Annotated in this window: 15 protein-coding genes; 4 read left to right on the forward strand and 11 right to left on the reverse strand. The window is 56.9% G+C overall.

The window, feature by feature from the left end:
* Positions 1-441 precede the first annotated feature (441 nt).
* The 3 genes from ACYVAC_RS21065 to ACYVAC_RS21075 all read right to left on the reverse strand — a co-directional run bounded on the left by ACYVAC_RS21065 (position 442) and on the right by ACYVAC_RS21075 (position 8,498).
* Positions 442-3,678 carry a VCBS repeat-containing protein gene (locus tag ACYVAC_RS21065; RefSeq protein WP_461099788.1) on the reverse strand — a complete coding sequence of 1,079 codons (3,237 nt, stop codon included), beginning with the start codon at positions 3,676-3,678 and terminating at the stop codon, positions 442-444.
* A gap of 104 nt (positions 3,679-3,782) precedes the next feature.
* A complete protein-coding gene (locus tag ACYVAC_RS21070) occupies positions 3,783-5,354 on the reverse strand; it encodes a RagB/SusD family nutrient uptake outer membrane protein (protein ID WP_461099789.1) in 1,572 nt (523 codons plus the stop codon).
* 72 nt (positions 5,355-5,426) lie between these two features.
* Positions 5,427-8,498: a SusC/RagA family TonB-linked outer membrane protein gene (locus ACYVAC_RS21075; RefSeq protein WP_461099791.1), complete on the reverse strand. Its 3,072-nt coding sequence runs from the start codon at positions 8,496-8,498 to the stop codon at positions 5,427-5,429.
* Positions 8,499-9,001: 503 nt separating this feature from the next.
* Between ACYVAC_RS21075 and ACYVAC_RS21080 the strand changes: the two genes are divergently transcribed.
* On the forward strand, positions 9,002-11,956 hold the full coding sequence (locus ACYVAC_RS21080; RefSeq protein ID WP_461099792.1) for an FAD-binding and (Fe-S)-binding domain-containing protein: 2,955 nt from the start codon (positions 9,002-9,004) through the stop codon (positions 11,954-11,956).
* Positions 11,957-12,010: 54 nt separating this feature from the next.
* Here ACYVAC_RS21080 and ACYVAC_RS21085 read toward each other — a convergent pair whose 3' ends face one another.
* From ACYVAC_RS21085 to ACYVAC_RS21100, 4 genes are all read right to left on the reverse strand, one after another.
* The gene (locus ACYVAC_RS21085; RefSeq protein ID WP_461099793.1) at positions 12,011-12,553 is read right to left on the reverse strand and encodes a dTDP-4-dehydrorhamnose 3,5-epimerase family protein; all 543 of its coding nucleotides are present in this window, start codon (positions 12,551-12,553) and stop codon (positions 12,011-12,013) included.
* A 4-nt stretch (positions 12,554-12,557) separates the two neighbouring features.
* Positions 12,558-13,463, reverse strand: coding sequence for a glycosyltransferase family 2 protein (locus ACYVAC_RS21090; RefSeq protein ID WP_461099794.1), 906 nt, complete (start codon positions 13,461-13,463; stop codon positions 12,558-12,560).
* 33 nt (positions 13,464-13,496) lie between these two features.
* Positions 13,497-14,900 carry an APC family permease gene (locus tag ACYVAC_RS21095; RefSeq protein WP_461099795.1) on the reverse strand — a complete coding sequence of 468 codons (1,404 nt, stop codon included), beginning with the start codon at positions 14,898-14,900 and terminating at the stop codon, positions 13,497-13,499.
* A gap of 189 nt (positions 14,901-15,089) precedes the next feature.
* Positions 15,090-18,104, reverse strand: coding sequence for a TonB-dependent receptor domain-containing protein (locus ACYVAC_RS21100; RefSeq protein ID WP_461099796.1), 3,015 nt, complete (start codon positions 18,102-18,104; stop codon positions 15,090-15,092).
* A gap of 375 nt (positions 18,105-18,479) precedes the next feature.
* Between ACYVAC_RS21100 and ACYVAC_RS21105 the strand changes: the two genes are divergently transcribed.
* Positions 18,480-19,844 (forward strand): Gfo/Idh/MocA family protein, encoded by a 1,365-nt coding sequence (locus ACYVAC_RS21105; RefSeq protein ID WP_461099797.1) that lies wholly within the window; start codon positions 18,480-18,482, stop codon positions 19,842-19,844.
* Between the two features lie 6 nt (positions 19,845-19,850).
* On the opposite strand, the gene ACYVAC_RS21110 is transcribed toward ACYVAC_RS21105, so the two are convergent.
* A complete protein-coding gene (locus ACYVAC_RS21110; RefSeq protein ID WP_461099798.1) occupies positions 19,851-20,843 on the reverse strand; it encodes an FAD:protein FMN transferase in 993 nt (330 codons plus the stop codon).
* Between the two features lie 43 nt (positions 20,844-20,886).
* Here ACYVAC_RS21110 and ACYVAC_RS21115 point away from each other — a divergent pair, with 43 nt between their 5' ends.
* On the forward strand, positions 20,887-21,093 hold the full coding sequence (locus ACYVAC_RS21115) for a hypothetical protein (protein ID WP_461099799.1): 207 nt from the start codon (positions 20,887-20,889) through the stop codon (positions 21,091-21,093).
* A 31-nt stretch (positions 21,094-21,124) separates the two neighbouring features.
* Here the strand turns inward: ACYVAC_RS21115 and aroC are convergent, their stop codons facing one another.
* Both aroC and ACYVAC_RS21125 read right to left on the reverse strand, forming a co-directional pair.
* Positions 21,125-22,204 (reverse strand): chorismate synthase, encoded by a 1,080-nt coding sequence (aroC, locus tag ACYVAC_RS21120; RefSeq protein ID WP_461099800.1) that lies wholly within the window; start codon positions 22,202-22,204, stop codon positions 21,125-21,127.
* Positions 22,201-23,556, reverse strand: a complete 1,356-nt coding sequence (locus ACYVAC_RS21125; RefSeq protein ID WP_461099801.1) for a BatD family protein — start codon at positions 23,554-23,556, stop codon at positions 22,201-22,203. The genes aroC and ACYVAC_RS21125 overlap by 4 nt, the downstream gene beginning before the upstream one ends.
* A 236-nt stretch (positions 23,557-23,792) precedes the next feature.
* Between ACYVAC_RS21125 and ACYVAC_RS21130 the strand changes: the two genes are divergently transcribed.
* The gene (locus ACYVAC_RS21130; protein WP_461099802.1) at positions 23,793-23,996 is read left to right on the forward strand and encodes a hypothetical protein; all 204 of its coding nucleotides are present in this window, start codon (positions 23,793-23,795) and stop codon (positions 23,994-23,996) included.
* 71 nt (positions 23,997-24,067) lie between these two features.
* Here ACYVAC_RS21130 and ACYVAC_RS21135 read toward each other — a convergent pair whose 3' ends face one another.
* Positions 24,068-25,465, reverse strand: coding sequence for an MBL fold metallo-hydrolase RNA specificity domain-containing protein (locus ACYVAC_RS21135; protein WP_461099803.1), 1,398 nt, complete (start codon positions 25,463-25,465; stop codon positions 24,068-24,070).
* Between the last annotated feature and the right edge of the window lie 111 nt (positions 25,466-25,576).

Below are 25,576 nucleotides of genomic sequence, written 5' to 3' on the forward strand. Positions count from 1 at the left end.
CTCTTTTCTGACTCAATGGCTGTACAGCCAGAAACTAAGCAGAAGAATGCCATTAAATATCAAAATGATAACAAAATCGGTTAATCTGGAGCAAATTAAGAAGAAGCAAAGCAGAAAGGCAAACAATAGCATGCACTTTTAGTCTTATAATTTATAGAAATTGTTTCATCCGTATGAGTATGACAAACACAAATACTGGCTTATTAGAGATTGCCAAAAAAGAAAGCACGGGTATTTTTTAAGTATTTTTACAATATCTACTTTATTGTTCAAATAGATTTATAAACAAAGGCCTTTTTAAGCTCATACAGTGCTTTTTTTGATGTTTTTCACCAGTACCGACCAGGCATCTGCACTAAAAATGAACAGCTACTCATTTTTAGTGGTGAGCATATACACCGGGTAAAATGAGTAGCCGTTCGCTGAAAAAAGTTCTCCTATCTACTTTCGCATTGGGTAACGCGACGCGGTTTTGACAGCCTGCAGGCTGCCGTTGCAGCGTCCAATCAACAGGCTGTTGCCGATCGTTTTGATGTCGCGGACATCACCACGCACGTAAAGCCCTGTCCTGTCGGCCGCAACGGCGCTAAACTGCCAGTTGCCTCGGTTCGACAGCACCAGCCCATGGTTGGCATCGACCTTACCAATCCGGAGCCGGAGTCTTGAGTTATTGCCCATCAGCAGCAGATCAGTGGTACCATTCCGGTCGAAGTCGCCGGTTTGGATAGCGAAGATGGGCGCGTACTGAGCCGCCAGTGGTAACTCATGGGGAATAAAGTCGCCGTCTTTGTTCTCGAGCACCAGACTGCGCAGTTCGCTGATGTGCAGCTTGCTGGCCTGCCGCATTTGCTGCTCATCGAAACAGGTTTCGATGGTGGCATCGGCATACGACTGGTAGTTGGTAAAGCGCTTGCGAAGCGAGGGGACCTGCTCGCAAATTTCATCGCGCGAGTAAGCCGGATACAGCTTGCCATCGATCAGGTAGCTGATAAAGAAATCGAGGGTGCCGTTCTGATCGAAATCGTCGTAGGTCAGCGTGGCCGGCTGTTCGGCCGTGGCCCGAACCTGGGTGTTCAGCCCCAGATTGCCGGCAACGAGATCGTCATCACCATCGCCGTCCAGGTCAGCTTTGGCCAGCCGGTTCCACCAGCCCTCCAGTTTGTCGTAGATTTTGCGCTGATCGGCGCTGAACCGCCCCTTCTGGTTCAGTAATACCGTTATAGGCATCCACTCACCGGCCAGCACCAGATCGGACCACCCGTCGTGGTTGACATCCAGTACCACGGCGTCGGTCAGCATGCCCAGCCGCCCCACCGCCTGCCGCGTAAACTGCCCCCGGCCATTGTTAATCAACAGAAAACTTTCGTCAGACGCCGGAAAACGGTATGGTTTGATACCGCCCCCCACAAACAGATCGAGGTCGCCATCCCGGTCAGCGTCGAAGGCCTGCACACAACTGTTATTCTCCGATTCGGCCGGCAGTGATTGAGGAGTAAAGCCTGTTGACGTAGCCAGCCAGAGCTGATCCTGCCGCCGGTCGGCTTCGCGCACACTGTAACCACCATTGGCTACATACAGGTCGGGGCGTTTATCGCCGTTGAAATCGGCGAATACGGCGTCGTTGTTTGTGGCGCTGCCTGCGCCCGGTAGCGTAACACGCGTGTAGTTTCCGGTAACTTCCCGTCGAAACAGTTCGCCCGGCTGCTGGGCGTTACCCCCCACAAACACCAGTTCCCCGGCCTGGTCGACGGCCATGCGCGGGCCGGTCGCCGAATACTGGGTAGGCAGCAGAATCTGCCGGTCGAAATTGCTGGTCGAGTCGATGCGGTGGGTGAAGGCTGGCGCCGGCGCGGCTGTAAACAGCGTTGGCTGCGCTGGCCGGATTACGGGCTGGGCTGTGGTAGCCTCCCGATAGTCGACCCGCAGGGTTTGGTTGGCCCGCACCTGATCGATGGTTTGTACCCGACCGTCGGGCCAGCGCACCGTTACGCGGCTCGTGGTAGGGGTAGTGCCCAGCCCGAACAAAAGATCGCCATGGCTGCACGATTCGTAGCCCCGGGTGGGGTAGCGCTCCTGCACCTGCGTTTGCCCGCCCGATACAACCGTCACCGTGGCCCCAATGCCAAACGGGTTGTCGGGTGCACCGGTCAGTTTTACGGTCAGAAAAGCCGACTCGGTGTTTTCGCGACTGTCGTTCCTGTACAGGCGGGCCGTTTCGTTGAGGTTGTTGGTCACCAGATCCAGGTCGCCGTCGTTATCGAGATCGGCGTAGGCACAACCGTTCGATACCGCGGGCTCGTCGAACCCCCAGGCTTTTTGCTCGTTCGTAAACGTCAGATCCCGATTGTTACGGAACGCGTAGTTTTTGGTAGCCGTCGACGTCATGCGTTTGATCTGGTCGAGCACACTCGTCCCGGCGGCCTCGTCGGTAAATTTGATAAAATCGGCATTGGTGAAGTCGCGCAGAATGCCGTTGCTGACGAAGATGTCTTTAAACCCGTCGTTATCGAAGTCGGCCAGCAGCACGCCCCAGCTCCAGTCGGTGGCGGCTACCCCAGCCAGCTGACCGATTTCGGCAAACTGGCCGTTGGGCTGCTGAATCTGCAGCATGTTCCGCATATTCTGGTGCCAGAATCCATTCCGCAGCTGCGCCTGATACACGTTCCAGTTGTCGGGCCAGGGCAGCAGTTTCTGCCGGGCGTTGGTCTCGGGCAGCATGTCGAGCGTCATGATATCGGGCCGATCATCGTTGTTCAGATCGGCCACGTCCATACCCATGGCCGAGTACGACGTATGTTCGACCCGGTCGCGTAACTCGTCGCGAAAGGTGCCGTTGCGCTGGTTGATGTAGAGGTAGTCATCCTCCACAAAATCGTTCGACACGTACACATCCGGGTAGCCATCGGCATTCAGGTCCGACACCGACACGCCCAGCCCGAAGCCCAGCGGATTGCCTTTGATACCGGTCTGCGCCGATACGTCCGCAAACAGCGGCCCGGTCGCAGCCTCCCCCGCCCGACGCTCGACGGTCATATTCCGAAACAGCTTATCGCCCGCGTTATAGTCGCGCTCGACCCGCATCACGGCGGCTTCCTTACGCTGGTAGTTTTTGAGGTTGTGGTTGATCAGGAAACAGTCGAGGTCGCCGTCCAGATCATAATCGAAGAAGTTGGCCTGAACCGAATAGCCCGAATCGGCCAGGCCGTATTCAGTGGCCCGGTCGGTAAAGGTCAGGTTCCGGTTGTTAATAAACAGCTGGTTCCGGCGCAGCGAATCGGCCCGCAGGCCCGAATAGCAAACGTAAATATCGAGCCAGCCATCGGCGTTGACATCGGCGAGGGTAACGCCCGTTTTCCAGCCGCCCGACCGCCCGGCTACGCCCGCTTTGGCCGTTATATCGTCGAACTGCAGGTCGCCTTTGTTCAGGTACACCTTGTTGTCGACCTGATTGCCCGTAAACACGAGGTCGACCTTACCATCGTTGTTCAGATCGCCGGTAGCTACGCCCGCTCCGTTGTAGAAATATTCGAAAGCCAGAATGTTATCCTGCTCGGTTTCGGTAAGCTGATTGACAAACGAAACACCCGTTTTCGATGCGTCGGTCCGGAAAAACAACGGGTCGGGGCTGGAGCAACTCAGGCAGCACAAGGCCAGGCAAAGGCAGATCAGTGATTTCATCAGACCATAAACGTAACTGATTTCGGATTCATTCTCTAGCCATAACGCAAAACAGCCACCCTGTCTGGGGTGGCTGTTTTGGTTAACCAAAACGGACGCGTGGCTTAGTAACCGGCGTTCTGTTTCAGGTTGGGGTTACTGTCGACGGCCTGTTGCGGAATGGGGAACAGCACGGCGGTAGACGGCGACGTCTGCGACCGCTGATCGACCGGTTTCAGGAACGTACCAAAACGGATCTGGTCGCTCCGGCGCCAGCCTTCCCAGTACAGCTCACGACCACGTTCGGCCAGCAGGGCATTCAGATCGACTGTGGCCAGCGTCGAAGCTTTCCGGGTCGTGCGCAGGTTATTAACGATCTGCGCTGCCGTCTGGCCACTTGGATCGGTACCACCACGCAGCAGCGCTTCGGCCTTCATCAGCAGTACGTCGGCGTAGCGCAGAAACACGTAATCGTTAGTTGGGTTATCAACGGCGCCGGGCTGGGGCAGGTATTTAACCACCCGGATACCCTGCGCTTCGGTTGCGTAGGCAATATTGACCGTTGGCGTGAAGGCCAGCGGGTTACCGCTCCGATCCTGAGCGGCAACAGCACCCGTCGTATTCGGTTTCACTACCAGCTGCTGACCGACCAGGAAGCCAGCGTTCAGACCGGTTGGCGTCGTCAAATCCGATACGGCACCACCCCGGCGCTCGTCGCCCGCTTCGAAAGTGTTGTAGAAATCGGCCAGTGTCGTAAAACCGTTCCAGGCACTTACGTACTGGTTGTAGTGCAGCGTCATGTAATACCGGTTCCGAACGTTACCAGGCTGGCTGGTGGTGGTGTTGGCGATCGTGAAAATGAGCTCTTTTGACCGGCTGTCGTTTTCCCAGTGGAAGTTATCGAAATACTTACCGGCCGCGGTCAGCGCGTATTTGTTCGAACTGATTACCTGGTTGGCAAAGTAGATCGACGAGTCCATGTCGGCTTTGGCAAACGTGTACGGGCCGGCCGGGCTGGCCACATCCTGATTATATACAGCCCGGTTCAGATACATTTTAGCCAGCATGGTAGCAGCCGCCATCTTACTGGCCCGGTTGGCATCGCCATTCGGCAGGTTGTTGAACGCGTAGCGCAGGTCGGCAATAACCGCATCCGATGCCGCTTTCCGGGTCAGTACTTTCGGGTTGGCATCGGCTGCGTCGGTTACCGAGCGCGACGGTACCTGCCCAAACATATCGACCAGGTAGTGCATGTAGAAACCGCGTAGGAAACTGGCTTCTGCTTTCTGCTGGGTGGTCGAATTGGTCAGCGAAATAGCCTGCGTAGCGCGGAACACACCACTGTTCAGATCGTTCCACGTACCAATAATGAGCGGGTGCGTAGGATCCCAGGTGTGCTGGTGCAGCTTGCGCCACTGGCCAAAGTCATCCCAGTCGGTACCTCGCGTTGGGCCCATCATTTCGTCGGATGGGTGTTCTTCGAGGGCGTAGGTATTGCCCTGGTTGGTGGCAATGGTGTTAAGCTGCTGGTACACACCCTGCAGTGTACTGGACGGATCGAGGGCTACCGCACTGGCCGTTGCTTCTGTCGACGACAACTGCCCGAAGACGTTATCGTCCAGGTTAGTGCAGGAAGTCAAACCAAGGGCAATTGTCGCACCCAGTAAGCCAAGCGTCTGATATTTTGAGAACATCATGTTAGTAAAGTGTTGTTTCGACTGGTTCGGGCGCCAGCCTCGTTTTGAGAGGCACCCGGGCCAGTCAGGTTGTTAGAAACCTACGTTGAGGCCCAGCGTAAACGTACGTGCCGTGGGGTAGGGTGTGTAGTCGATACCCAGCGACGGAATGTTGTTGTAGTATTTCACCGTGTTCACATCGGGGTTCAGTCCGGTGTATCCCGTAAAGAGCAGCAGGTTCTGACCCGTCAGCGATACGTTCAGCGATTTGGCAAAACCACCCTGGGGCAGGTCGAACCGATAACCGATCGACGCGTTGGTCAGCCGGACGAAATCGCTTTTCTCCAAGAAGCGGGTCGATACCGATCCCGAGTTGAGCGAATTTTCGGGGCTGTTGGCCGCTTCGTAGCTTACGTTTTTACCGCTTTTCAGCGGAGCCTTCAGGAACAGGGCGTTGGCGGTGTTATTGTAGATGTAACCACCGAACTGACCGTTGAAGAACAGGCTGGCGTTGAAGTTGCCGAACGTGAAGTTGTTGGTCAGACCCAGCCGGATTTTTGGCAGCGGGCTGCCGTGAATCGTAGCGGCACCGCCGTCGGCATAGGTACCCAGCCCGTTGGCATCGTAACCCGTGAAGGTGGGCATGATGAACGAGAAGATAGGATAGCCACTCCGGATCGTTTGCGCGTAAGCACCCGACAGACCCTGACCGTTGATCGAACCAGTTGGTACAACCGAACCGAAATCTTTTACGGTATTGTTCAGGAACGTCATGTTATAGAGTACTTCCCAGCCGAAGTTCTTTTTCTGAACCGCCTGGTAAGTCAGGTTCAGCTCGACACCGGCGTTGATGATCTGACCGGGCAGGTTAACCCACTGGTAGTTGACCGGGGCCGGCTGCGCGTAGAACACCTGGAACAGCGTGTTGCTCACAGCCTTATGGAAGTAATCGACAGCCCCCGACAGTTTGCCGCGCAGAATCGTGAAGTCCACACCAGCGCCAATCGTCGTGTTCTGTTCCCACTTCAGGTTCGGGTTGGGGTTGTTGAGCTGCGTTGTCGACCCATCGGCGTTCAGCTGGAAAATGATTTTCGACGCACCACCCGGAAACTCCTGGTTGCCCGTGATCCCGTAGTTGACGCGCAGTTTCAGATCGTCGAACACGTCTTTCGGAATGAAGTTCTCTTCCGACAGGCGCCAGGCGGCTGCTATCGAAGGGAAGTAGCCGTATTTGTTATTGACACCGAAACGCGACGAACCGTCCACCCGCAGGGTACCGGTCAGCAGGTACTTATCGGCGATGTTGTAGTTGACCCGGCCGAAATAAGACTGCAGATCGTTCTGGCTGCGGTCTGAGCCACCACCAAACGACGTCCGGTTGTTGGCGTTGGCGCTACCGATCGCGTCGAGATAGCTGATGCTCGTCTGATCGAAGGGGAAGTTGCCAGCCGCCAGGTAGTTGCCCTGGTTGCGGAAGGTTTGGTACGAGAAGCCCACCAACGCATCCAGTACGTTTTTACCCATCGTCTTGTTGTAGTTCAGCGTGTATTCGAGCAACCGCGAGTTGCGGAACCGGTTCTGAATATAAGCAGCACCACCCAGGCCTGTGTTGGCATCGCGGGCGATGTTTACGTTGACCAGGTTTGGAATCAGGTTCAGGTTGAAGTTCCCATTCAGGCGCGAATCGAGCGCCGTCCGGCGAACCGCCGTCGAGTTGTCGATACCGAAGTTGACTTTAGCCGACAGACCGTCCAGCACTTTCCAGGTTACACTGGCGTTGGCCAGGGTCCGGTTGGTTTCGCTCTTGTCGTTGTCGTAGGCCAGAATAGCGGCCACGTTCCGGTAATCACCACCGGGCTGGTAGTAGGTACCATCGGCGTTGAAGACGGGGTAGGTCGGGTTGGCCTGAATGGCAGCCCCGATCAGGTTACCCTGCGCGCCGGCGTTGTCGCCGTTCAGAATATAACTGTCGTTGACGTTCGAGGTCGTAGCCGTCAGGTCAATGATTACTTTATCATTGAACAGCTCATGCGACGCATTCACCCGGCCCGTCAGCCGCTTCTGGCCCGAGTTTTTGATGATACCCTGCTGATCCTGATATCCCAGCGAGAAGAAGTAGCGGGTATCCTGGTTGCCGCCACCGAAACCCAGGTTATAGGTTTGGGTAATACCGGTGCGGAAAATCTGATCCTGCCAGTTCGTGTTGGCTTTCTTATCGACAACTGCTGGATCGCCACCGGCCGCTTTCACACCGGCCAGAAAATCCTGAGCGTTGAGCACGTTATAGCGTTTCATCGGGTTTGATACAGCACCCGATGCCGAAAACGTCAGCGACTGCGAGCCGGCTTTCCCTTTGCGGGTTGTAATCAGCACCACGCCGTTGGCACCCCGCGCCCCGTAGATAGCGGCAGCCGAAGCATCTTTCAGTACCGAAATATTTTCGATATCAGCCGGATTTAGAAACGACAGCGGGTTACGCGCAGCCGTCGAACCACCACCGAAGTCGGGGTTGCCATCGCTGGTGCTGCCACCATCGAGGGGAACGCCATCGACCACGAACAGCGGGTTGTTGCCGCCCCGCAGCGACGATGTACCGCGAATCTGGATGTTGATGGGCGCACCGGGCTCACCGCTGCTGGGCGTAATCTGCACACCCGCTACCCGACCCTGCAGCAGCTGCTCGGGCGACGAGATAACCCCTTTGTTGAAATCCTTTGTCCCGATCGACTGTACACTGCCCGTGGCGTCTTTGGCCCGTTGCGTACCATAACCCACCACGACAACCTCGCTCAGCGTTTTGTTGTCTTCAACCAGTGTGATCGTAACACTCGAGCGCCCGCCAACCGCTACTTCCTGCGATACGTAGCCAATCGAGCTGAATACCAGCGTGGCGTTACCGTCGACGCCGGCCAGCTGATAGCTGCCATCGCCCCCGGTGGTGGTTCCTTTGGTCGTGCCTTTGATCTGAACGGTTACCCCGGGTAGTCCCACGCCCGTTGCATCGTTTACTTTTCCTGTCAGTGTGGTACCCTGTGCCAGCACAGCCTGTGTGCCCAGAAGGGTGCATAAGGCCAGTACCAGCATACCCAGTCGATACAGGGCACTACCATGCTGTGTAGGCCGGCGAAGACCGGCCCGACCTACTACGTAGGAGTTGTCCATCATAGGTTCGTAAAAGTGTTGAGAAATAAAAAAGGATTGTTGGTTGTATAATCCGGCCAAATCAATGGGTTTACCCCCTTAAAAAGCCTACCTGATCGACATAACCTATAGATATGCTAGTTGTTCAAAGAAAAATGCCATTTTTATCAACAGCCTTTCTTTGGCCTTTCCAGACGGTCAAGCAGTGATTATTCGACAAAACTACTAGATAACAAGGCAATAATACCAAATCGAGTGAGGTAAAATTTGCATAATGAAAGTTAAAATTGTATTATAAATACAGCAAATCGGCTGGATTTAGTCAATAGTGTCAACTGTACACTAAATTCTGTGCACTTACAACTAACTCGTAATCAACCCCTTTCACAGCTTCCCTTTGCACGCCTTCGGGGGGTCTTTACGCTTTTTTTACCCGGGTCCCTGCCGACCATACATTCATTTTAGCCGTATTTTTGTCCGCAATACGGTACTCTTCTGGGGCCTCACCCACCGATACAACCTGGTATATGACTGCTATTTCTTTCCGATCACTGGCCGACCAGCTCTCTGGCGACCTGTATGACGATACGACTGTTCGTACGCTTTATGCCACCGACGCATCGGCTTACCGGGAGATGCCGGCGGCTGTGGCGGTTCCGAAAACAGTCGATGACCTTAAAACGCTGATCACTTTTGCCCGGCAAAACCACCTGTCGCTTATTCCGCGCACAGCCGGTACCTCTCTGGCGGGGCAGGTCGTAGGCAGCGGCATCGTGGTCGACGTCTCGAAGCACTTTACCCAGATTCTCGAAGTCAATCCAGAGGAGCGCTGGGTGCGGGTGCAGCCGGGCGTAATCCGCGACGAACTCAACCAGTTTCTAAAACCGTACGGCCTGTATTTCGGCCCCGAAACCTCCACGGCCAACCGGGCTATGATCGGGGGAATGGTTGGCAACAATTCGTGCGGCTCCAACTCGGTGGTATACCGGGCCACCCGCGAACATACCCTGTCGGTGAAAGTATTACTTTCCGACGGTTCGGAAGTAGAATTTGGCGATCTGAGTCAGGCTCAGCTAAGCGAGCAGCTACAGGCAGCCAGCGCCCGCAATGGATCGGCCACCCGCGCCGATCAGATTCTGCTCACCACCAGTCAGATGCTGTCGGACCCCGCCAATCAGGCCGAAATCCGCCGGAATTTCCCGAAAAAGAGCATCGAGCGCCGGAACACGGGCTACGCCCTCGACGCGCTGCTCGACATGGAGCCGTTTACGCCCGGCGGCACTTCCTTCAACCTGGCGAAATTTATTGCCGGCTCGGAGGGCACGCTTTGTTTCCTGACCGAAATCAAACTCAACCTGGTACCGCTGCCGCCCAGCGAAAGCGGGCTCGTATGCGTACACTGCCATTCGATCGATGAAGCCCTGCGGGCCACGCTGGTAGCGCTGAACTACCACCCCTACGCTGTTGAACTGATCGACAACATTATTCTGGAGCGGGCCGACGAAAATCCCGAGCAGCGTAAAAACAGTTTCTTCGTACAGAAAACACCGGCCGGGGGCTTCCCCATTATTTTGGTCGTCGATCTGTCGCGGAATACCCGGGAAGAAATTACGGCGCTGGCCGGCGAGATGGAAGCCGCGATGCGAACGGCCGGTATGGGCTACCATTTTCCGCTGCTGTTCGGCGACGATACCAAAAAAATCTGGACGCTCCGCAAAGCCGGGCTGGGTTTGCTGGGCAACCTGCCGGGCGACGAAAAAGCCGTGGCCGTTATTGAAGATACGGCTGTCGATGTCAACGACCTGCCCGACTTCATTCGGGAGTTCAACGATATTCTGGCGCTAAACCGAATGTCAGCGGTGCACTACGCCCATGCCGGTTCGGGGGAGTTGCACCTGCGCCCGATCATCAATCTCAAAACCGCCGAGGGCCACCGGCAGTACCGGCTCATTGCCGAGCAGATTGCCACGCTGGTCAAGAAATACGATGGCTCGCTCTCGGGCGAACATGGCGATGGCCGGCTGCGGGGTGAGTTTATTCCGCAGATGGTGGGGCCGCACAATTACGAGCTGATGCGCACCATCAAGCACACGTGGGACCCGGAGGGCATTTTCAATCCCGGCAAGATTGTGGAAACGCCCCCCATGGATACGTTTCTGCGCTATGAAGCCGGCCAGCAGACCCCCGACTTCAAGACGTACTTCCGCTACGAAAACCAGACCGTGCTGCAGCATGCCGAGCAGTGCAACGGCTCGGGCGACTGCCGCAAAACCGAACGGTCGGGCGGTACCATGTGCCCCAGCTACATGGCCACCCGCAACGAAAAAGACACGACCCGGGCGCGGGCCAACATCCTGCGCGAGATGCTGACCCACTCGCCCAAGGAAAACCGGTTCGACAACCCCGAGATCAAAGACGTATTCGACCTGTGTCTGTCGTGCAAGGCGTGTAAGTCAGAGTGCCCCTCCAACGTCGACGTAGCCAAGCTGAAAGCCGAGTTTCTGCAGCATTACTACGATGCCAACGGCGTGCCGCTCCGGTCGCGGATGATTGCCAACTTTGGCCGGCTGTCGGGGCTGGCAGCTCTGGTACCCTGGGCCTACAACGGTGTTCTGGGCACACCCGCCCTCCGGCGCGTCACAAATCGGATGCTCGGTTTCCACCCCGACCGCACCATGCCGCTGCTTGACAAAACCACGCTCCGGAAATGGTTTACGACGCGGCAGCGCACCGCCACGCCCGGCGTAGCCAACAAAACGGTGTACCTGTTCTGCGATGAGTTTACGAACTACAACGATGTGCCGGTAGGTCAGAAAGCCGTGCAGCTGCTCGAGCGGCTGGGCTATACGGTGCTAATACCCGAACACGGCGAAAGTGGCCGGGCCGCCCTGTCGAAAGGAATGCTGAAGATGGCCAGGGAGCTGGCCAATGCCAATGTGCGGGCCCTGGCCGGAACCATTACCGCCGATACTCCGCTGGTTGGTCTGGAGCCATCGGCCATCCTGACCTTCCGCGACGAGTACCCCGACCTGGTCGATGAGTCACTGGCCAACGATGCCAACGTACTGGCTAAACATGCCCTGACGTTCGAAGAGTTTATGGCCCGCGAACTGGACGCCGGCCGTATTCGGGCCGATCAGTTCACGCAGGAAACGCGGCTTATCAAGCTGCACGGCCATTGTCAGCAAAAAGCGGTATCGTCGCTGGTGCCGGGCAAAAAAATATTGTCGCTACCCAAAAACTACACGGTTCAGCTTATTCCTTCGGGTTGCTGCGGCATGGCCGGTTCGTTCGGTTACGAAGCCGAGCATTATGATGTATCGATGAAAATTGGTGAACTGGTGCTGTTTCCCACCGTTCGGCAGCAGCCCGCCGACGTAATCATTGCGGCCGCCGGCACCTCCTGCCGCCACCAGATTAAAGACGGTACCAGCCGCAAAGCCCAGCACCCCGCCGAAATCCTGTTCGACGCGCTGATTTAAATCCGATGACAATAAAAACGGCGGCAGGGCTTTCGCTCCTGCCGCCGTTTTGCTTTAAAACCGATAGGGGATCTCGGGCGTCGGGTGCGGTACCCGCCAGTGGTCAGGGTCTTCGTACTGATACGCTTCATCGACCAGATTGAGGAGTATAGCCGTATCCGTACCAATGTTCTGCACGCCGTGGATAACCTGGGGCGGCACCACGATAAGCTGGGGCCGCAGGGGGCTGATCCGGAACTCATTCAGCTGTCCGTAGGTAGGCGATTCGGGACGCGGATCGTAGAGAACCACCTTCACCATACCGACATTGGCAAACAACCGGTCGGTTGTACGCTGATGCAGGTGCCAGGCCGAGAGCCCGCCCGGCGTCAGCACCACCTGGAAAACCTGATCGACAGGCTGTCCGTCGAGCTGCCAGTCGCGCCGGTAAATTTCGGTCAGGTAGCCGTTGTTCTTCATCACGTTCCGGATCTCCTGCACCCGTACGCCCTCGATCAGGCGCTGCCCATACACGGCCCAGTCGGCCGTAATACTTTGCTTGTCTTTGGTCTGCCCATTCAGGTGCACCTCGTTCGCTACCGCTTCTGCTACATTCATATAATCAGGGAAGTTTGGCGAGACCCCGTACCGCTCGCAGCGCCTGCAGGGCATCGCCTTTTCGTGGATGTTTCAGCATCATGCGCCACTCGATGGTGACGATACCTCGCCGGATAAGTGGCAGTTTGATCAGGTTTTTGACACCCTGCCAGATCAGTGGCCAGCTCCGGTAATGCAATTCGTTGTTGGCTTGCGCCAGCACGGTCATCAGCAGTTCGGCCCGTCGCTCGGGGTGCCGGATCAGGTACTCAAAATAATAGTCATGTTCGTGCTGCTGACGCTCCCGGTACGAATTGACCCGATTACCCGACGGAATGGCCAGAAACGTGAACTGATGGGTAGGCTCCAGCCGCAGCCCTGCCTGATATGCCCGTCGTAGAAAATCATGCGAGGGATAAATCCAGAGATCCCGGTACGACCGCCAGGCGGGTACTTTCGCCAGCACCTCACGCCGGAACACCCAGCCCGATGCCGGTACGAACGCGTTGGGTAAAAACTGCTTCTTGGGCATAACGCCCAGGTAATAGATGGATTTATCGGGCTGAATAACCAGCCCCGTTGCCAGCGCAAAGTCGGCCGACTGTGTTGTCAGCGTTTGCAGCGCCACAGCCAGGTGGTCGGGAAACCAGAAATCGTCGTGGTTCAGAAAAGCGATGTACGCTCCGCGGGCCTCGCCCATCCCCACATTGTTGGGGCCCGACTGCTCACCGATGTTCCGGGGCAGGTTGATAAACCGGATACGGTCGTCCTGAAATTGGGCAACCACGTCAGCCGTGTTGTCGGTACACGCATCGCCGACCACAATCAGTTCCCAGTCGGTAACCGTTTGAGCCTGAAGCGACCGAATTGAATAAGACAGTACGTTACTTCGGTTGTATGTGGCAATGATAACCGATACGAGCGGGAGCATATAAACAGCAAGGCCCTGTTGGCATCGCTAAAGTTAACGGTTTTCGGGCTTTGCGCGCGCTTCGAACGGCCATTGCCGGCGGTATTTCGAGGAGATCAGAAACGCACCCACCCCAAGCGCCGTGACCGTGAGACCCGAGCCCATAAACGTCCAGCCCGTCGAGAAGAAAATAAAGAGCCAGATACTGATAGCCAGCACCACCGGAACGGGATACAGTGGCATGCGGAACGGGAAGCTGCCGGCTGCGCGCCGGCGGTGAAGCAGCAGCAGCCCAACGGCCTGCCCCACAAACTGCACCATAATACGCATGGCCAGAATAGCCGTAATGACGTCGCCCAGCCGAAACAGCAGGCTAAACACAAAGCCCAGTCCACCCAGCACCAGCAGCGAAATGTACGGGAACTGCCGGGTGGGGTGCAGCCGGGCAAAAATCCGGAAAAACTGCCCGTCGGCGGCAGCGGCATAAGGCACCCGCGAATAGCCCAGCAGCACAGCAAACAGCGACGAAAACGCCACAATCAGCACCAGTATGGTCGCCAGCCGGGCAGCCGCAGGGCCGTATAGCGTTTCGACAAACGTACTCACGATAAACTCGCTGTGCTGTGCCTGCTGCCACGGCACCACGCTGATCACGCTGAGATTCATGAGCAGGTAGAGGGCCGCAATACCCACAATGGAGATAAACATACTGGCCGGAATATTCCGGGTTGGCCGCTGAATTTCGCCCCCCAGGTGGCAGACGTTGTAGTAACCCAGGTAGCAGTAGATGGTTTTGACCGACGCCTGCCCCAGCCCAACCGCCAGCAGACTGCCGCTGACCGAGCCCACCGCCGAAAACGTCTGCGCCAGCGGAATGCGGGCATTGGTCAAACCACCCACAATGATCCAACCCAGCGTGAGCAGCACAGCGCCCCACATCACCAGTCCGATCTTCCCGATCGAATCGATTTTGCGGTAGAGCAGCGCAATAATCAGCAGCACCACGCCCCCCGATATCAGCTTTCGCTGCCAGTCATCGAGCGGCATCAGATACGATGCGTACTGGGCAAAGCCAATGGCCCCCGACGCCATCACGAGCGGAGCCTGAATCAGGGTTTGCCAGACGTAGAGAAACGACAGCAGCCGCCCCCAGCGCTGTTCGCCGTAGGAAATTTTCAGAAAATTGTAGCTGCCGCCTGCCCTGGGAAAGGCGGCTCCCAGTTCAGCCCAGACAAAGGCATCGACCAGCGACACCACGGCCCCCAGTACCCAGGCCCACAGAAACAGCGGACCACCCAGCGTTTTGATGACCAGGGGTAACACAACAAATGGACCGATACCCACCATATCGATCATGTTGAGGGCCGTGCCCTGCAACAGTGTCAACCGGCGGGGCAGATCGCCGGCCGGGTCGGGCTGAGACGCGTTGGAAGAATCGGCGGGTATAGTATTGCTCAACAGCGTGTTGGGTTGACAGTACGGTAGCCAGCAGTGGCTGTGGGAAAAAGGCAGGAATGGTCATAAAAGTTCGTCAGCTGGCCGCCGGGGCCTGTTTCCGGCTACCAAACTGCCTGCTATCGACATAAAAAAACGTCGCTGCCAGCCAGGGGCCAGCAGCGACGCGCTCGACATACAAACCTAACCCTATTAATTCAGCAGTTCATCGAACGTGATACCGATGTAGTAGGTGCTGCCGATGTAGGGGTTACCATAGGCCTGGAAGTAGGGTTTGCCAAACAGGTTGGTAGCGCCCACCTTCACGATCGACTTCAGCGACGACACTTTGTAGTTAGCCTGCACATCGAGGTTGTTGATGGCCGGTACAATCGTGTTGTCGTATAGCGGCACACCTGACTCCGACGGCACGGCAAAACCTTCCCACGTAAAGGCATCCTGGTGTTTGAACGCCAGCGCAAAGCCTACGTTCGAGCCAATGATGCTGCGCTTGCTGAAGCCCAGGTTCCAGCGGTATTTCGGCGTATTGAATCCCGAGGTTTGCAGCTCGGCCGAGGGCGTAAAGTTGTTCAGCTGGTTGTTGGCCAGGTTACCCGACAGGCCATAGCCTTTGGGCAGCTGATAGTTTAGCCCGATGGCCCAGCCCGACGCCGTGATGCGTTCGCTGCTGTTGACCGGAATCGAGTAAGCGTTACGGGTATTACCACTCAGCACGCCCGAGGCCTGGGGCAGCCCGGGGGCAGCTGGACCAGTTGGCTGCAGTAATACTACACTGCCAATAAAGTTGGTGTACACGCTGTAGTAGTAATAGGCATCGATAAACAGTTTCTTGTTGACAATACCCCGATAGCCGATTTCGTAGTTGGCCACGCGCTCGGGCTTGAACTCTTTCCGCTGGTACGGCTTCAGGTTGCCGATGTTAGCATTCACCGCCAGTCCCTGAGCCACATTAGCCGCGTTGGCCTGAATGGCCCCGGGCAGCGCAGCCGCTACCTGCTGCTGAATAATCGTTGGCGCGGCTGCAGCCGGAATCTGACCGGCAGCCACACCGTCCTGCACGGTGCGCGTTACCTGTGCCGTTACCTGCTGCGTAATGAAAGCAACAGCCTGCTGTCTGATCGCATCCGTACCCGCGCTTTGCAGTACGGCCGCGCCAAACGCAGCGACATCACTTCGCGAATAGGAGTTGGCGAGGTTGTATCGGGCATACGAATCAGGCAACCCACCCAGCAGCCGGGCCAGGGGCGTGACGAGGTCGATATACTGGTTCTGCGTAGTCGGAATCCGGAAACCAGTCTGGTACGACAGGCGGATGTTGTGATCGCCAAACGTGGTCACGGCCGATACACGGGGTGTAAACTGACCATCGAAGTTCTGGTTTTTGTCGTAGCGGACCGACGCCGTCAGCTTCAGGTGATCACTGAAAAGCGACTTACCGGCCTGGGCAAACCCACCAAATTCGTTGATGGTGATGCTGCCGTTCCGGCCATCGACCTGATCGGCAAACAGTGTTCCGTCGGACCGGAGCTGGTAGCTACGGAAGTTGGCCCCTACCAGCAGGTCGATAGCTTTGATCTGGTTCTTGAAATTATAGACCCCCTCGGCATGATACATGTTCGACTTGTCGAGGAAACCACCGCCCCGCTGCGAAATGGGCAGGTTGCGAATGCGCTCATACAGGTTGTTATAGGCATCGGTACCCGGCAGCGGCCGGCCCGTATCGGCCACACCACGTGCGGTCAGCTGCGCCTGATCGGCCGACTGGCCCGCGCCCCGAGCCTGGGCAAACGCACCCACATACTCGCCGAACCACTGCCTGTTGGGTTTCCAGGCTTCATTCATGGCCAGGCTTACCAGACCAGCCGTGTACGATTGCCCCGACCGCTCCTGCGTAGTATAGGCCCGCAGGGTGAAATTGTCGCCCCGCAGTTCGAGTTTCGCCTGCGTCAGGTTGAAGTTCCGCAACGCATAGCGGCCCGTTCCGGTGTATACCGTAGTGGCATAGCCATAGTTGACCTGCGCAATAGCCTCAATTTTTTCGGTCAGCCGGTAATGCAGCGCACCGTTCAGCTTCAGGCTCTTGGTATTGTAGTCGACCAGGTTGACTTCAGGATAACCCGTACGGCTCACGTTGACGTTCGGAATCAAACCGAGAGCGGCCGCAGATAACCCAAGCCCCTGCCCAACGGTCTGCATGTTGGCCTGCGCTTCGTCGCCATACACGTTTACCCCGTCGTAGTTGAGGGCCGTGCCCGCGCCCCGGGTGGGGTCGGGGTTGCCGAACACACCGTTGACACCATTCAGGTTGGTATAATTATTTGCCTGCCAGTCCTGCGCCCTAATGTAGGATGCATTGAGTTTGAACGCCAGCTTGTTGTTGAACGCTTTGGCGTACCGAATCGACGCATCGTAGAAACCCGTTGTCGGAGTCGTGCGGTTGCTGGCGTTCATCACGCCCGTTTTTACGTTGGCGCTGATACCCTGGTACAGAAACGGGCTTTTGCTATTGAGCAGCACCAGCCCCTGAATGGCGTTGGGGCCATAGAGCGCCGAGGCCGCGCCCGGCAGAATCTCGACGCTTTCGACATCCTGCTCCGGTACGCCCACGATGTTGTCGACGGGGAAGTTCAGACCGGGCGCCGAGTTGTCCATCCCGTCGATCATCTGCACCGTACGGGGGTTACCCGTGGCACCAAAGCCCCGCATGTTGATCGATTTGAACAACAAACCCTGGGTGGCAATGTCGACGCCTTTGAAGTTAGCCAGTCCGTCGTAGAAGTTAGCGGCCGGCGTTTCACGAATGGCGCGAATGTCCATTTTCTCCACCGCTACGGGCGATTTCATAACGCTTTCTTCCACCCGCGAAGCCGATACCACGACCTCCTGACCAACCATCACCTGCTCTTTAAGCGTGATGACCAGATCGGTCCGGCTGTTGTTGATAACGACTTCCTGCGTTTGAAAACCCACGCCCGAGACGGCAATGGTGAACGGAGTGGCGGTGTTGGTCGACAGTGAGAAATTACCCCGCTGGTCGGTAATGGTGCCGATTACCTTACCCTTAACGGCAATGCTGATGCCCGATAACTCTTCCCGTTTGGATTCGTCCGTCACCTTCCCCGCAACCCGTGTCTGGGCCATAGCTCCGACACAGATCAACCAGGTCAAACACGTTAGCCAGATTGTGCAAGTAACAGTTTTACGCATAGGTTTTACTTATTAATGATGATGAGCCGTTGTTTTCAATCTTAGACGCTAAACATACGGATAAGTATAGGTTTTGTATAAAATTTTCTCCTCATATAAAAACTTTTTTCAAGCCATCAACTAATAAAATTCTGATTTACAGCTAATTAATAAGTAAACCTTGGGTTACATGACAATCTATTGCTTTTATAACATAATGGTAAGGGGCTGACATAACCGTTTTGTCGTTATTTCAGCCATATCAGGTCAGTTGGTTGCACGGCAAGGGGGGCTGGCAGGTTTGTAAAGGGCTTTAGTACACCTGTTTAGTATATTTTCGTAACGAGGCCCTTTTATCTGTTCACTTAGACTCTCAACTGCTCGTCTTTTTCTCCCATGACCAATTCTTCTGACCCTACGCAACCCGCTGGTGGTGCTACCGACCGGCGCGACTTTCTGAAGGCATCGGGCCTGCTGGCCGGTAGTGCCCTCCTCACCACCCTGCCCGGCCTGTCGTACGGCTACCATGCACTGGCCGACGATACCATTCGGGTAGCGCTGATCGGTTGTGGCGGTCGTGGCACCGGAGCCGCCCAGCAGGCCCTGAGCACCAAACAGAACGTCAAAATTGTTGCCTTGGCCGACGCCTACCGCGACCGGCTCGATGGGGCCTATAAAGCCCTGACCGAACGGGGTGCCAAAATGGCCAACGGAACGCCGAAAGTCGATGTACCCGAAGACCATAAGTTTGTGGGTTTCGACGCCTACAAACAGGCCATCGCCCTCGCCGACGTGGTTATCCTGGCAACCCCGCCCGGCTTCCGGCCCAGCCATTTTGAAGAAGCGGTGCGGCAAGGCAAACACATTTTCATGGAGAAACCCGTAGCGACCGATGCCCCGGGCGTACGGCGGGTACTGGCCGCAGCCGAAGAAGCCAAGAAGAAAAAACTGAACGTGGTTGTTGGGCTGCAACGTCGTTACCAGCCTAGCTACCGCGAGATGATCAAGCGGATTCATGACGGTGCCCTCGGCGACATTGTGGGCGGGCAGGTGTACTGGATCAGCGGGGGCGTCTGGCACAAGCCACGCCAGCCCCAGCAGACCGAAATGGACTACCAGATGCGCAACTGGTATTATTTCAACTGGCTGTGCGGTGATCACATCAATGAGCAGCACGTCCACAACATCGATGTCGCCAACTGGGTCAAAAACAGCTATCCCGTATCATGTCAGGGAACGGGTGGCCGGCAGGTTCGGAATGGCAAAGATGACGGTGAAATTTTTGACCATCACATCGTAGACTTCGTGTACGCTGATGGCACGACCATCAACAGCCAATGCCGACACTATGAAGGTACATTCAGCCGGGTCGACGAAATGTTCCTTGGCACAAAAGGCAAAGTTGAAGGAATGGAGAAGCGGAGCAGTGCCTTGCTGGGTTACAACGGCCAGCCCATTTACACGCACGACGCCAAAGCAGACGGTAATCCGTACCAGATTGAGCATGACGAGTTGTTTGCTGCCATTGCCAAAGGCGATTACAAATTTGCCGATGCGGAACGGGTAGCCAAAAGCACCATGACGGCCATTATGGGTCGGATGGCGACTTACTCGGGTAAGGTCGTTAAGTGGGACGAAGCCCTCAACTCGCAGATCGACCTCTTTCCCGATAAACTGGCCTGGGATGCCATGCCGAAGAGCCTGCCCGACAAGGATGGCTTTTACCCCATTGCCGTACCGGGCAAAACAATTACGGTCTAAGCCCCGTCAGGGCTGACCAAAGGGGGCCGACTGCCAGACGCGCAGTTGGCCCTCTTCGTTTTGAAGCCGCTGTACCCGCGCCCCCGGAAACCGGCGCAGCAGCCGACGACCGGTCGATTGGCCGGCAACGCTGAATACTTTGGTCAATGCATCGGCCAGGTACCCCTCGGGCGCCTGTACGGTTGTGCGCACTACGTGGCGCAGGCCCAAACCCGAGCGTGGGTTCATGATGTGCGAGTACCGTCGACCCTGGTAGTCGAGGTGGCGGTAGGCATCGCCCGAGGTCGTGATAGCCGCCCGGGTGAGCCAGACCGTGGCCGTATCGTGGGTAGCGAGCGTGCCCGTGCCAATGCGCCAGCCACGGGGTTGCCCGGGCGGAGCCTCGCCCGCCAGCACATCGCCCCCCAGATCGAGCAGGTACTGCCCCACGCCCAGGCTCCGCAGCAGCCGGGCGGCTTCGTCGTTGGCGAACCCCTGCCCGATGCCTCCCAGATCGAGCCGCATGCCGCGCCGACGCAGCCGAACGCGCTGCTGCCGGGCATCGAGCTGTACGAAGCGGTACCCTACGCGCCGACGAGCCTGTCGCCGTTCGCGGGCATCGGGAAACGTCTGCCGCCGAACGGCCCGTCGCCACAGCAGCGACAGCGGTCCTACCGTTGGATCGAAACGGCCGCCCGAACGCCGGGCAATCGACCGGGCCTTCTGCAACACATCGAACAGGTCGGGCGATACGCGTACCCACTGGCCGCTGCCTGCCGTGGCCGACAACCGGTTGATTTCGGAGCCGTCGAGGTAATCGCTCATAACCTGATTGAGGGTATCCATGCGTGCCGATACGGCCTGATTGACCCGGTAAGCGGTGCTACTGTCGGGGGCATAGAGCGTCAGGCTGAACTGCGTGCCCATGAGACCGCGGCCGAACTGAAAACGCTCCTGCCCGGCGGCCTGGCCCGGCCATCCGGCCAGCAACCACCCAAAAACAAGAAGCGGGGTCCACAAAACTGCCGTAGATTTGTTTACACTGACGACTGACCGCCGTTTTATGATCACCATTCGCAATAAATTTCTGCTGCTGGCCGCCGGCTCCTGGGGGCTGGGCCTTGTGCTGATCCTGTTAGGCGCCTACGGTAAAAGTGCCGGCTGGGCTGTTACCGGTACCCTCCTCTCAATCGGTCTGATTGGTCAGGCCATCGGCTTCGGTCTCCTGGGCTTCGTGCTGATGCAGGCCGTTTTTTCGAAAAAGAAATAGCCGGCTGCGGGGCAACCGGCTATGAGTCTGATTAGAGTTTGGCGGCTTTGTTGCGCAGGTACATATCGACCAGTACGAGCGCGGCCATGGCCTCTACGATGGGAACAGCGCGCGGCACCACGCAGGGGTCGTGGCGCCCCTTGCCCGACACCGTTACGGGATTGCCGTGCACATCCACACTGTCCTGATCCTGCATGATGGTGGCGACCGGTTTGAAAGCCGTTCGGAAGTAAATGGCTTCGCCGTTACTGATTCCGCCCTGAATGCCGCCCGACTGGTTTGTTTTAGTACGCACCCGCCCGGCTTCGTCGGTATAGAACTCGTCGTTGTGCTGCGAGCCGAGCAACTCGGCACCGGCAAAACCACTGCCGTACTCAAATCCTTTGACGGCGTTGATGCTCAGCATGGCCTTACCCAGTTCGGCGTGCAACTTGTCGAACACGGGCTCGCCCCAGCCAGCCGGTACCCCCGTTACCACACAGTCGACAACTCCGCCTACCGAATCGCCTTGCTTCCGTACCTCGTCGATATAGGTAAACATGCGCTCGGCCGTTTCGGGGTCGGGGCAGCGTACCGCGTTCTCTTCGGCTAAGGACAGGTTCAGTTCGGTGTACGACTTGTCCAGACTGAGCGTACCCACCTTCGACACGTAGGCCTGAAGCTGGATGCCCAGTTCGGCCAGCAGCAGTTTAGCCACCGCACCGGCCGCCACCCGGGCCGCCGTTTCGCGGGCCGACGACCGACCACCGCCCCGGTAGTCGCGCGAGCCATACTTGGATTGGTAGGTATAGTCGGCGTGCGACGGCCGGAACTGTTCGGCAATGTGGCCGTAGTCTTTGCTGCGCTGATCGGTGTTCCGAATCAGCAGGGCAATCGGTGTGCCCTGCGTTTTACCTTCGAAAACACCCGACAGTACCTCAAACTCGTCGGCTTCGCGTCGTTGCGTGGTAATGCGCGACTGACCGGGTTTGCGCCGGTCGAGATCGTGCTGGATAAAATCGGTATCGAAAGCAAGACCGGCCGGGCAGCCGTCGATAACGACGCCAATAGCCGGGCCGTGCGACTCGCCAAAGGTGGAAATTTTGAACAGGGTTCCGTACGTACTACTCATTTGCGAAAAAGGATAAAAATCATGCCCAGTAGCATAATCACGATCAGGGCAGTGGCAACCACCTGAATCAGATCGGGTATGCGAATGGGTTGTATGCCACTGTCCTGCGTGTCGATACCAGCATAGATTGAGCCGGCGCCCGCAGCTCCGGTTGCCGTTCCGGAGGTGATGGCATCGACCGTAGCCGAACCCACCCCGGTGAAAACAGACGGATCATTGCCCCCGCCTACACGCAGGGTCAGGCCGGGGCGGAGGGTGTCGTATCGGGCCAATTGCGGATCGAAGTAAACCCATTGAAAGCGATTCACCAACGACAACGGCCCGTTTTGATGCGGAACGATGTAATAGGTAAAGCTTTTCTGACCGGTTATCTGCTGCTCCTGCCGGTTGATAGTCAGTTGTTCGTCGGGCGGAAAAATATCGGCATCGGTACTGGCCGTCGACAGAGCCGGGGCCGGCAACGTGGCGATGTTGCCCTCGCCCACCACCGTAAACGTATAGCGAACACTTTGGCCCAGCCCCACCACCCGGCGGTCGACCCGCTCGTCGAGCCGGAACTGCCCCACCGGCAAACGCCCCCGCTGCGGGTGGGGAGGCAGCGCCCGCACGGCAACCGAAACAGGTTTGCTCGTAAACGAAACGTATTCGGGCTGTGCACTGGGCGGCCCGATCAGCGGGCGGGGCCGAACCAGCCGCAGGGTTACCGGGGGAATACGGATGGGCCGCACCGATAGCGGAAAGAAAACGGCCTGAAATAGTTTGTACTGTCGAAAATTGCGGTTGCCGATCCGCACCGGCACGGGTTTCAGTTCGGTAATGTTGCGGTTCTCTTCCCAGGCATTGACGGGCCTGATTTTGTTGGTAATAGCCTGCAGCTGCCGGTCGAGCGCGGTAAAGTTGAGCACATAGGGGTAGGTATCGGCTACGAAAAACGACAGGGACAGCGCCACGCCTTCGCCGGCATAGATAGCCGTTTTCGACGCCGATACGTCGAGAAAAGCCAGTCCCTCGGGCGGGGCCGGTGGCAGCATGGTCAGACTGGCCGGGCCGGTGGGTGTAGCCGCCCCGCGCACGGTCAGGGTAGCCCCCGGCGAACGGGCGCTCTGGTCATCGACGGTGATGCTGAACGGGGCCAGCAAATAGCGCCCCGGCGCCCGCGCCTGGTAGGTTTGGGTAATGATCTGGCTCACCACGGTTTTGCCATCGGATTCGGCACTGGTAACGCTGGTAGTGACCCCTCTTTTGAGCAGCCCCGGAATGTCGGGAAACGTGATGGTCGGTCTCGATTCGGCGTTCACTACCGTTACCGAAATGGTAAAGGGCCGCTCAATCAGAAAACTGGTTGGCCCCAATTCAATAGATACCGCATTATCAGGCTGTTGCGCAAATGAAGACGCAACAGCACAAAAAAATAATACAAACCATTTGCGGAATACTGCAAAAAACATCATTACTTTTGGGCAACAATAACGCTAATTGGTCCGTTACCGTTACGACGGCTTCGGGTAACAACGACCAAACCGCAGCCTTTACTATCTACCGAATCAACTAACCAGGAATCCCTACTTTAACCAAAATAAAACGAGGTATGCTTTCTATGCTTGAATACATCAAAACGATCCTTCAGAAGGTCAGTTTTGACAAGGCAATCTTCGAGAAAGAATTGGCCAAAGCCATTAAGCTCCTTATTCCCGACGAGGTAAAACAACTCAAACGCTGGTGCTACGCACAGTTTGGTAAAGTGTACCGCGCCGTGCTGAATCGCTGCTTTTCGCGGGCCCGCTTCACCTAGCTGGGTCATCCCTTTACATACGACCTTATTCTACTGCCCCCGGCCAATTACCGGGGGCTTTCTGTTGGCCGTTAGTCCAGCGTTACTTTGTCGCCCATATCCGGAATCTGGACGTTTGCGAAGCCAGCCGCCAGCAGCTTATCGCGCCAGATCACCTGTTTGTCGTATTCGCCATGCACCAGGAATACCGTTTTCACCTGCGCCGGATCCTGACAACTCATATACTGCAGCATTTCCTGGTAGTCGCCATGGGCCGAAAATGAATCCATGATTTCGATACGGGCATTCACGGGGTAGCGTTCGCCAAAGATCGTCACTTCCTTATCGCCCCGTTTCAGCGCACCACCCAGACTCGACGGCGACGCATAGCCAACCAGCAGAATAGTCGTATTAGGATTCTCGATGTTGTTTTTAATGTGATGCTTGATGCGCCCCGCTTCGGCCATGCCCGACGGGGCAATGATTACGCAGGGCTCCCGACTGTCGTTGATCGCCTTCGACTCGGCTACATCGGTCACGTAATGCAGGTTCGGAAAATCGAACGCGTCGCCGTCTTTTTTGATGTAGGCCAGAATATCGGGGTTAAAATCTTCCTCGTGCCGGCGCATCACCTGCGTGGCCAGTACCGACATAGGACTGTCGATAAACACCGGCAGCCTGGGCAAACGTCCCTCGCTCGCCAGCTGATCGAGGGCGTAAATCAGTTCCTGCGTACGGTCGACAGCAAAAGCCGGAATGATAAGCTTACCCCGCCCCTCCACGCAGGTTTGCTGCACAATGCGCAGCAGGTGGGCTTTCACATCGGGTTCGGGTTCATGGAGCCGATCGCCGTAGGTCGATTCGCAAATGATGTAATCGGCCTGCGGAAAGCGGTCGGGCATCCGCAGGATTTTATCATTAGGCCGGCCAATATCCCCGCTAAAGAACAGCCGAGTTTCGGAACCGTTTTCGCGGATGGTCAGGCTAACCGACGCACTGCCGAGCAGGTGGGCCGCATCGGTCAGCAAGCCGGTTACCTCTTCGCAGATCGCAAACGGCTGCGCGTAGGCTACGGGCACCATCTGCCCGAGCGCCCTGGTCACATCCTGTTCATCGTAGAGCGCTTCGAGTTCGGCTTCTCCCCGGCGACTGCGCCGTTTGTTCACCCGCTCCAGGTCGCGCACCTGAATCCGGGCACTGTCCATCAGCATCACTTCGCACAGGTCTTTCGTAGCCGAGGTAGTGTAGATAGGTCCGGCAAAGCCCTGCCGCACCAGCCTCGGAATCAGACCCGTATGGTCGATGTGGGCGTGCGACAGCACCATGTAATCGACAGCCGCCGGATCGAAACCGAACTGCTGGTTCAGCTCATCGGTGTTGATGCCCTGAAACAGGCCACAGTCGAGCAGTATCTGTTTGCCCGACGCGGTAGTGAGCAAGTGTTTACTACCCGTTACGGTGCGGGCAGCGCCAAAAAATTGAATCGTCATAGCAGGCGTACTGGTTTGCAGGTTCAGGACGTGGTCTTGTTATACAGACGGATCATCAGACATCGATCAGACTGTGTTTCTTTGCAGTCGATCGAAGGCGCCCGTTCTGAG

It is taken from the genome of Spirosoma luteolum (assembly GCF_054778875.1).

Coding starts and splice junctions, on each gene's coding strand:
- ACYVAC_RS21065 (WP_461099788.1), bottom strand. CDS start 3,678: ATGAAATCACTGATCTGCCTTTGCCTGGCCTTGTGCTGCCTGAGTTGC.
- ACYVAC_RS21070 (WP_461099789.1), bottom strand. CDS start 5,354: ATGATGTTCTCAAAATATCAGACGCTTGGCTTACTGGGTGCGACAATT.
- ACYVAC_RS21075 (WP_461099791.1), bottom strand. CDS start 8,498: ATGATGGACAACTCCTACGTAGTAGGTCGGGCCGGTCTTCGCCGGCCT.
- ACYVAC_RS21080 (WP_461099792.1), top strand. CDS start 9,002: ATGACTGCTATTTCTTTCCGATCACTGGCCGACCAGCTCTCTGGCGAC.
- ACYVAC_RS21085 (WP_461099793.1), bottom strand. CDS start 12,553: ATGAATGTAGCAGAAGCGGTAGCGAACGAGGTGCACCTGAATGGGCAG.
- ACYVAC_RS21090 (WP_461099794.1), bottom strand. CDS start 13,463: ATGCTCCCGCTCGTATCGGTTATCATTGCCACATACAACCGAAGTAAC.
- ACYVAC_RS21100 (WP_461099796.1), bottom strand. CDS start 18,104: ATGCGTAAAACTGTTACTTGCACAATCTGGCTAACGTGTTTGACCTGG.
- ACYVAC_RS21105 (WP_461099797.1), top strand. CDS start 18,480: ATGACCAATTCTTCTGACCCTACGCAACCCGCTGGTGGTGCTACCGAC.
- ACYVAC_RS21115 (WP_461099799.1), top strand. CDS start 20,887: ATGATCACCATTCGCAATAAATTTCTGCTGCTGGCCGCCGGCTCCTGG.
- aroC (WP_461099800.1), bottom strand. CDS start 22,204: ATGAGTAGTACGTACGGAACCCTGTTCAAAATTTCCACCTTTGGCGAG.
- ACYVAC_RS21130 (WP_461099802.1), top strand. CDS start 23,793: ATGCTTTCTATGCTTGAATACATCAAAACGATCCTTCAGAAGGTCAGT.
- ACYVAC_RS21135 (WP_461099803.1), bottom strand. CDS start 25,465: ATGACGATTCAATTTTTTGGCGCTGCCCGCACCGTAACGGGTAGTAAA.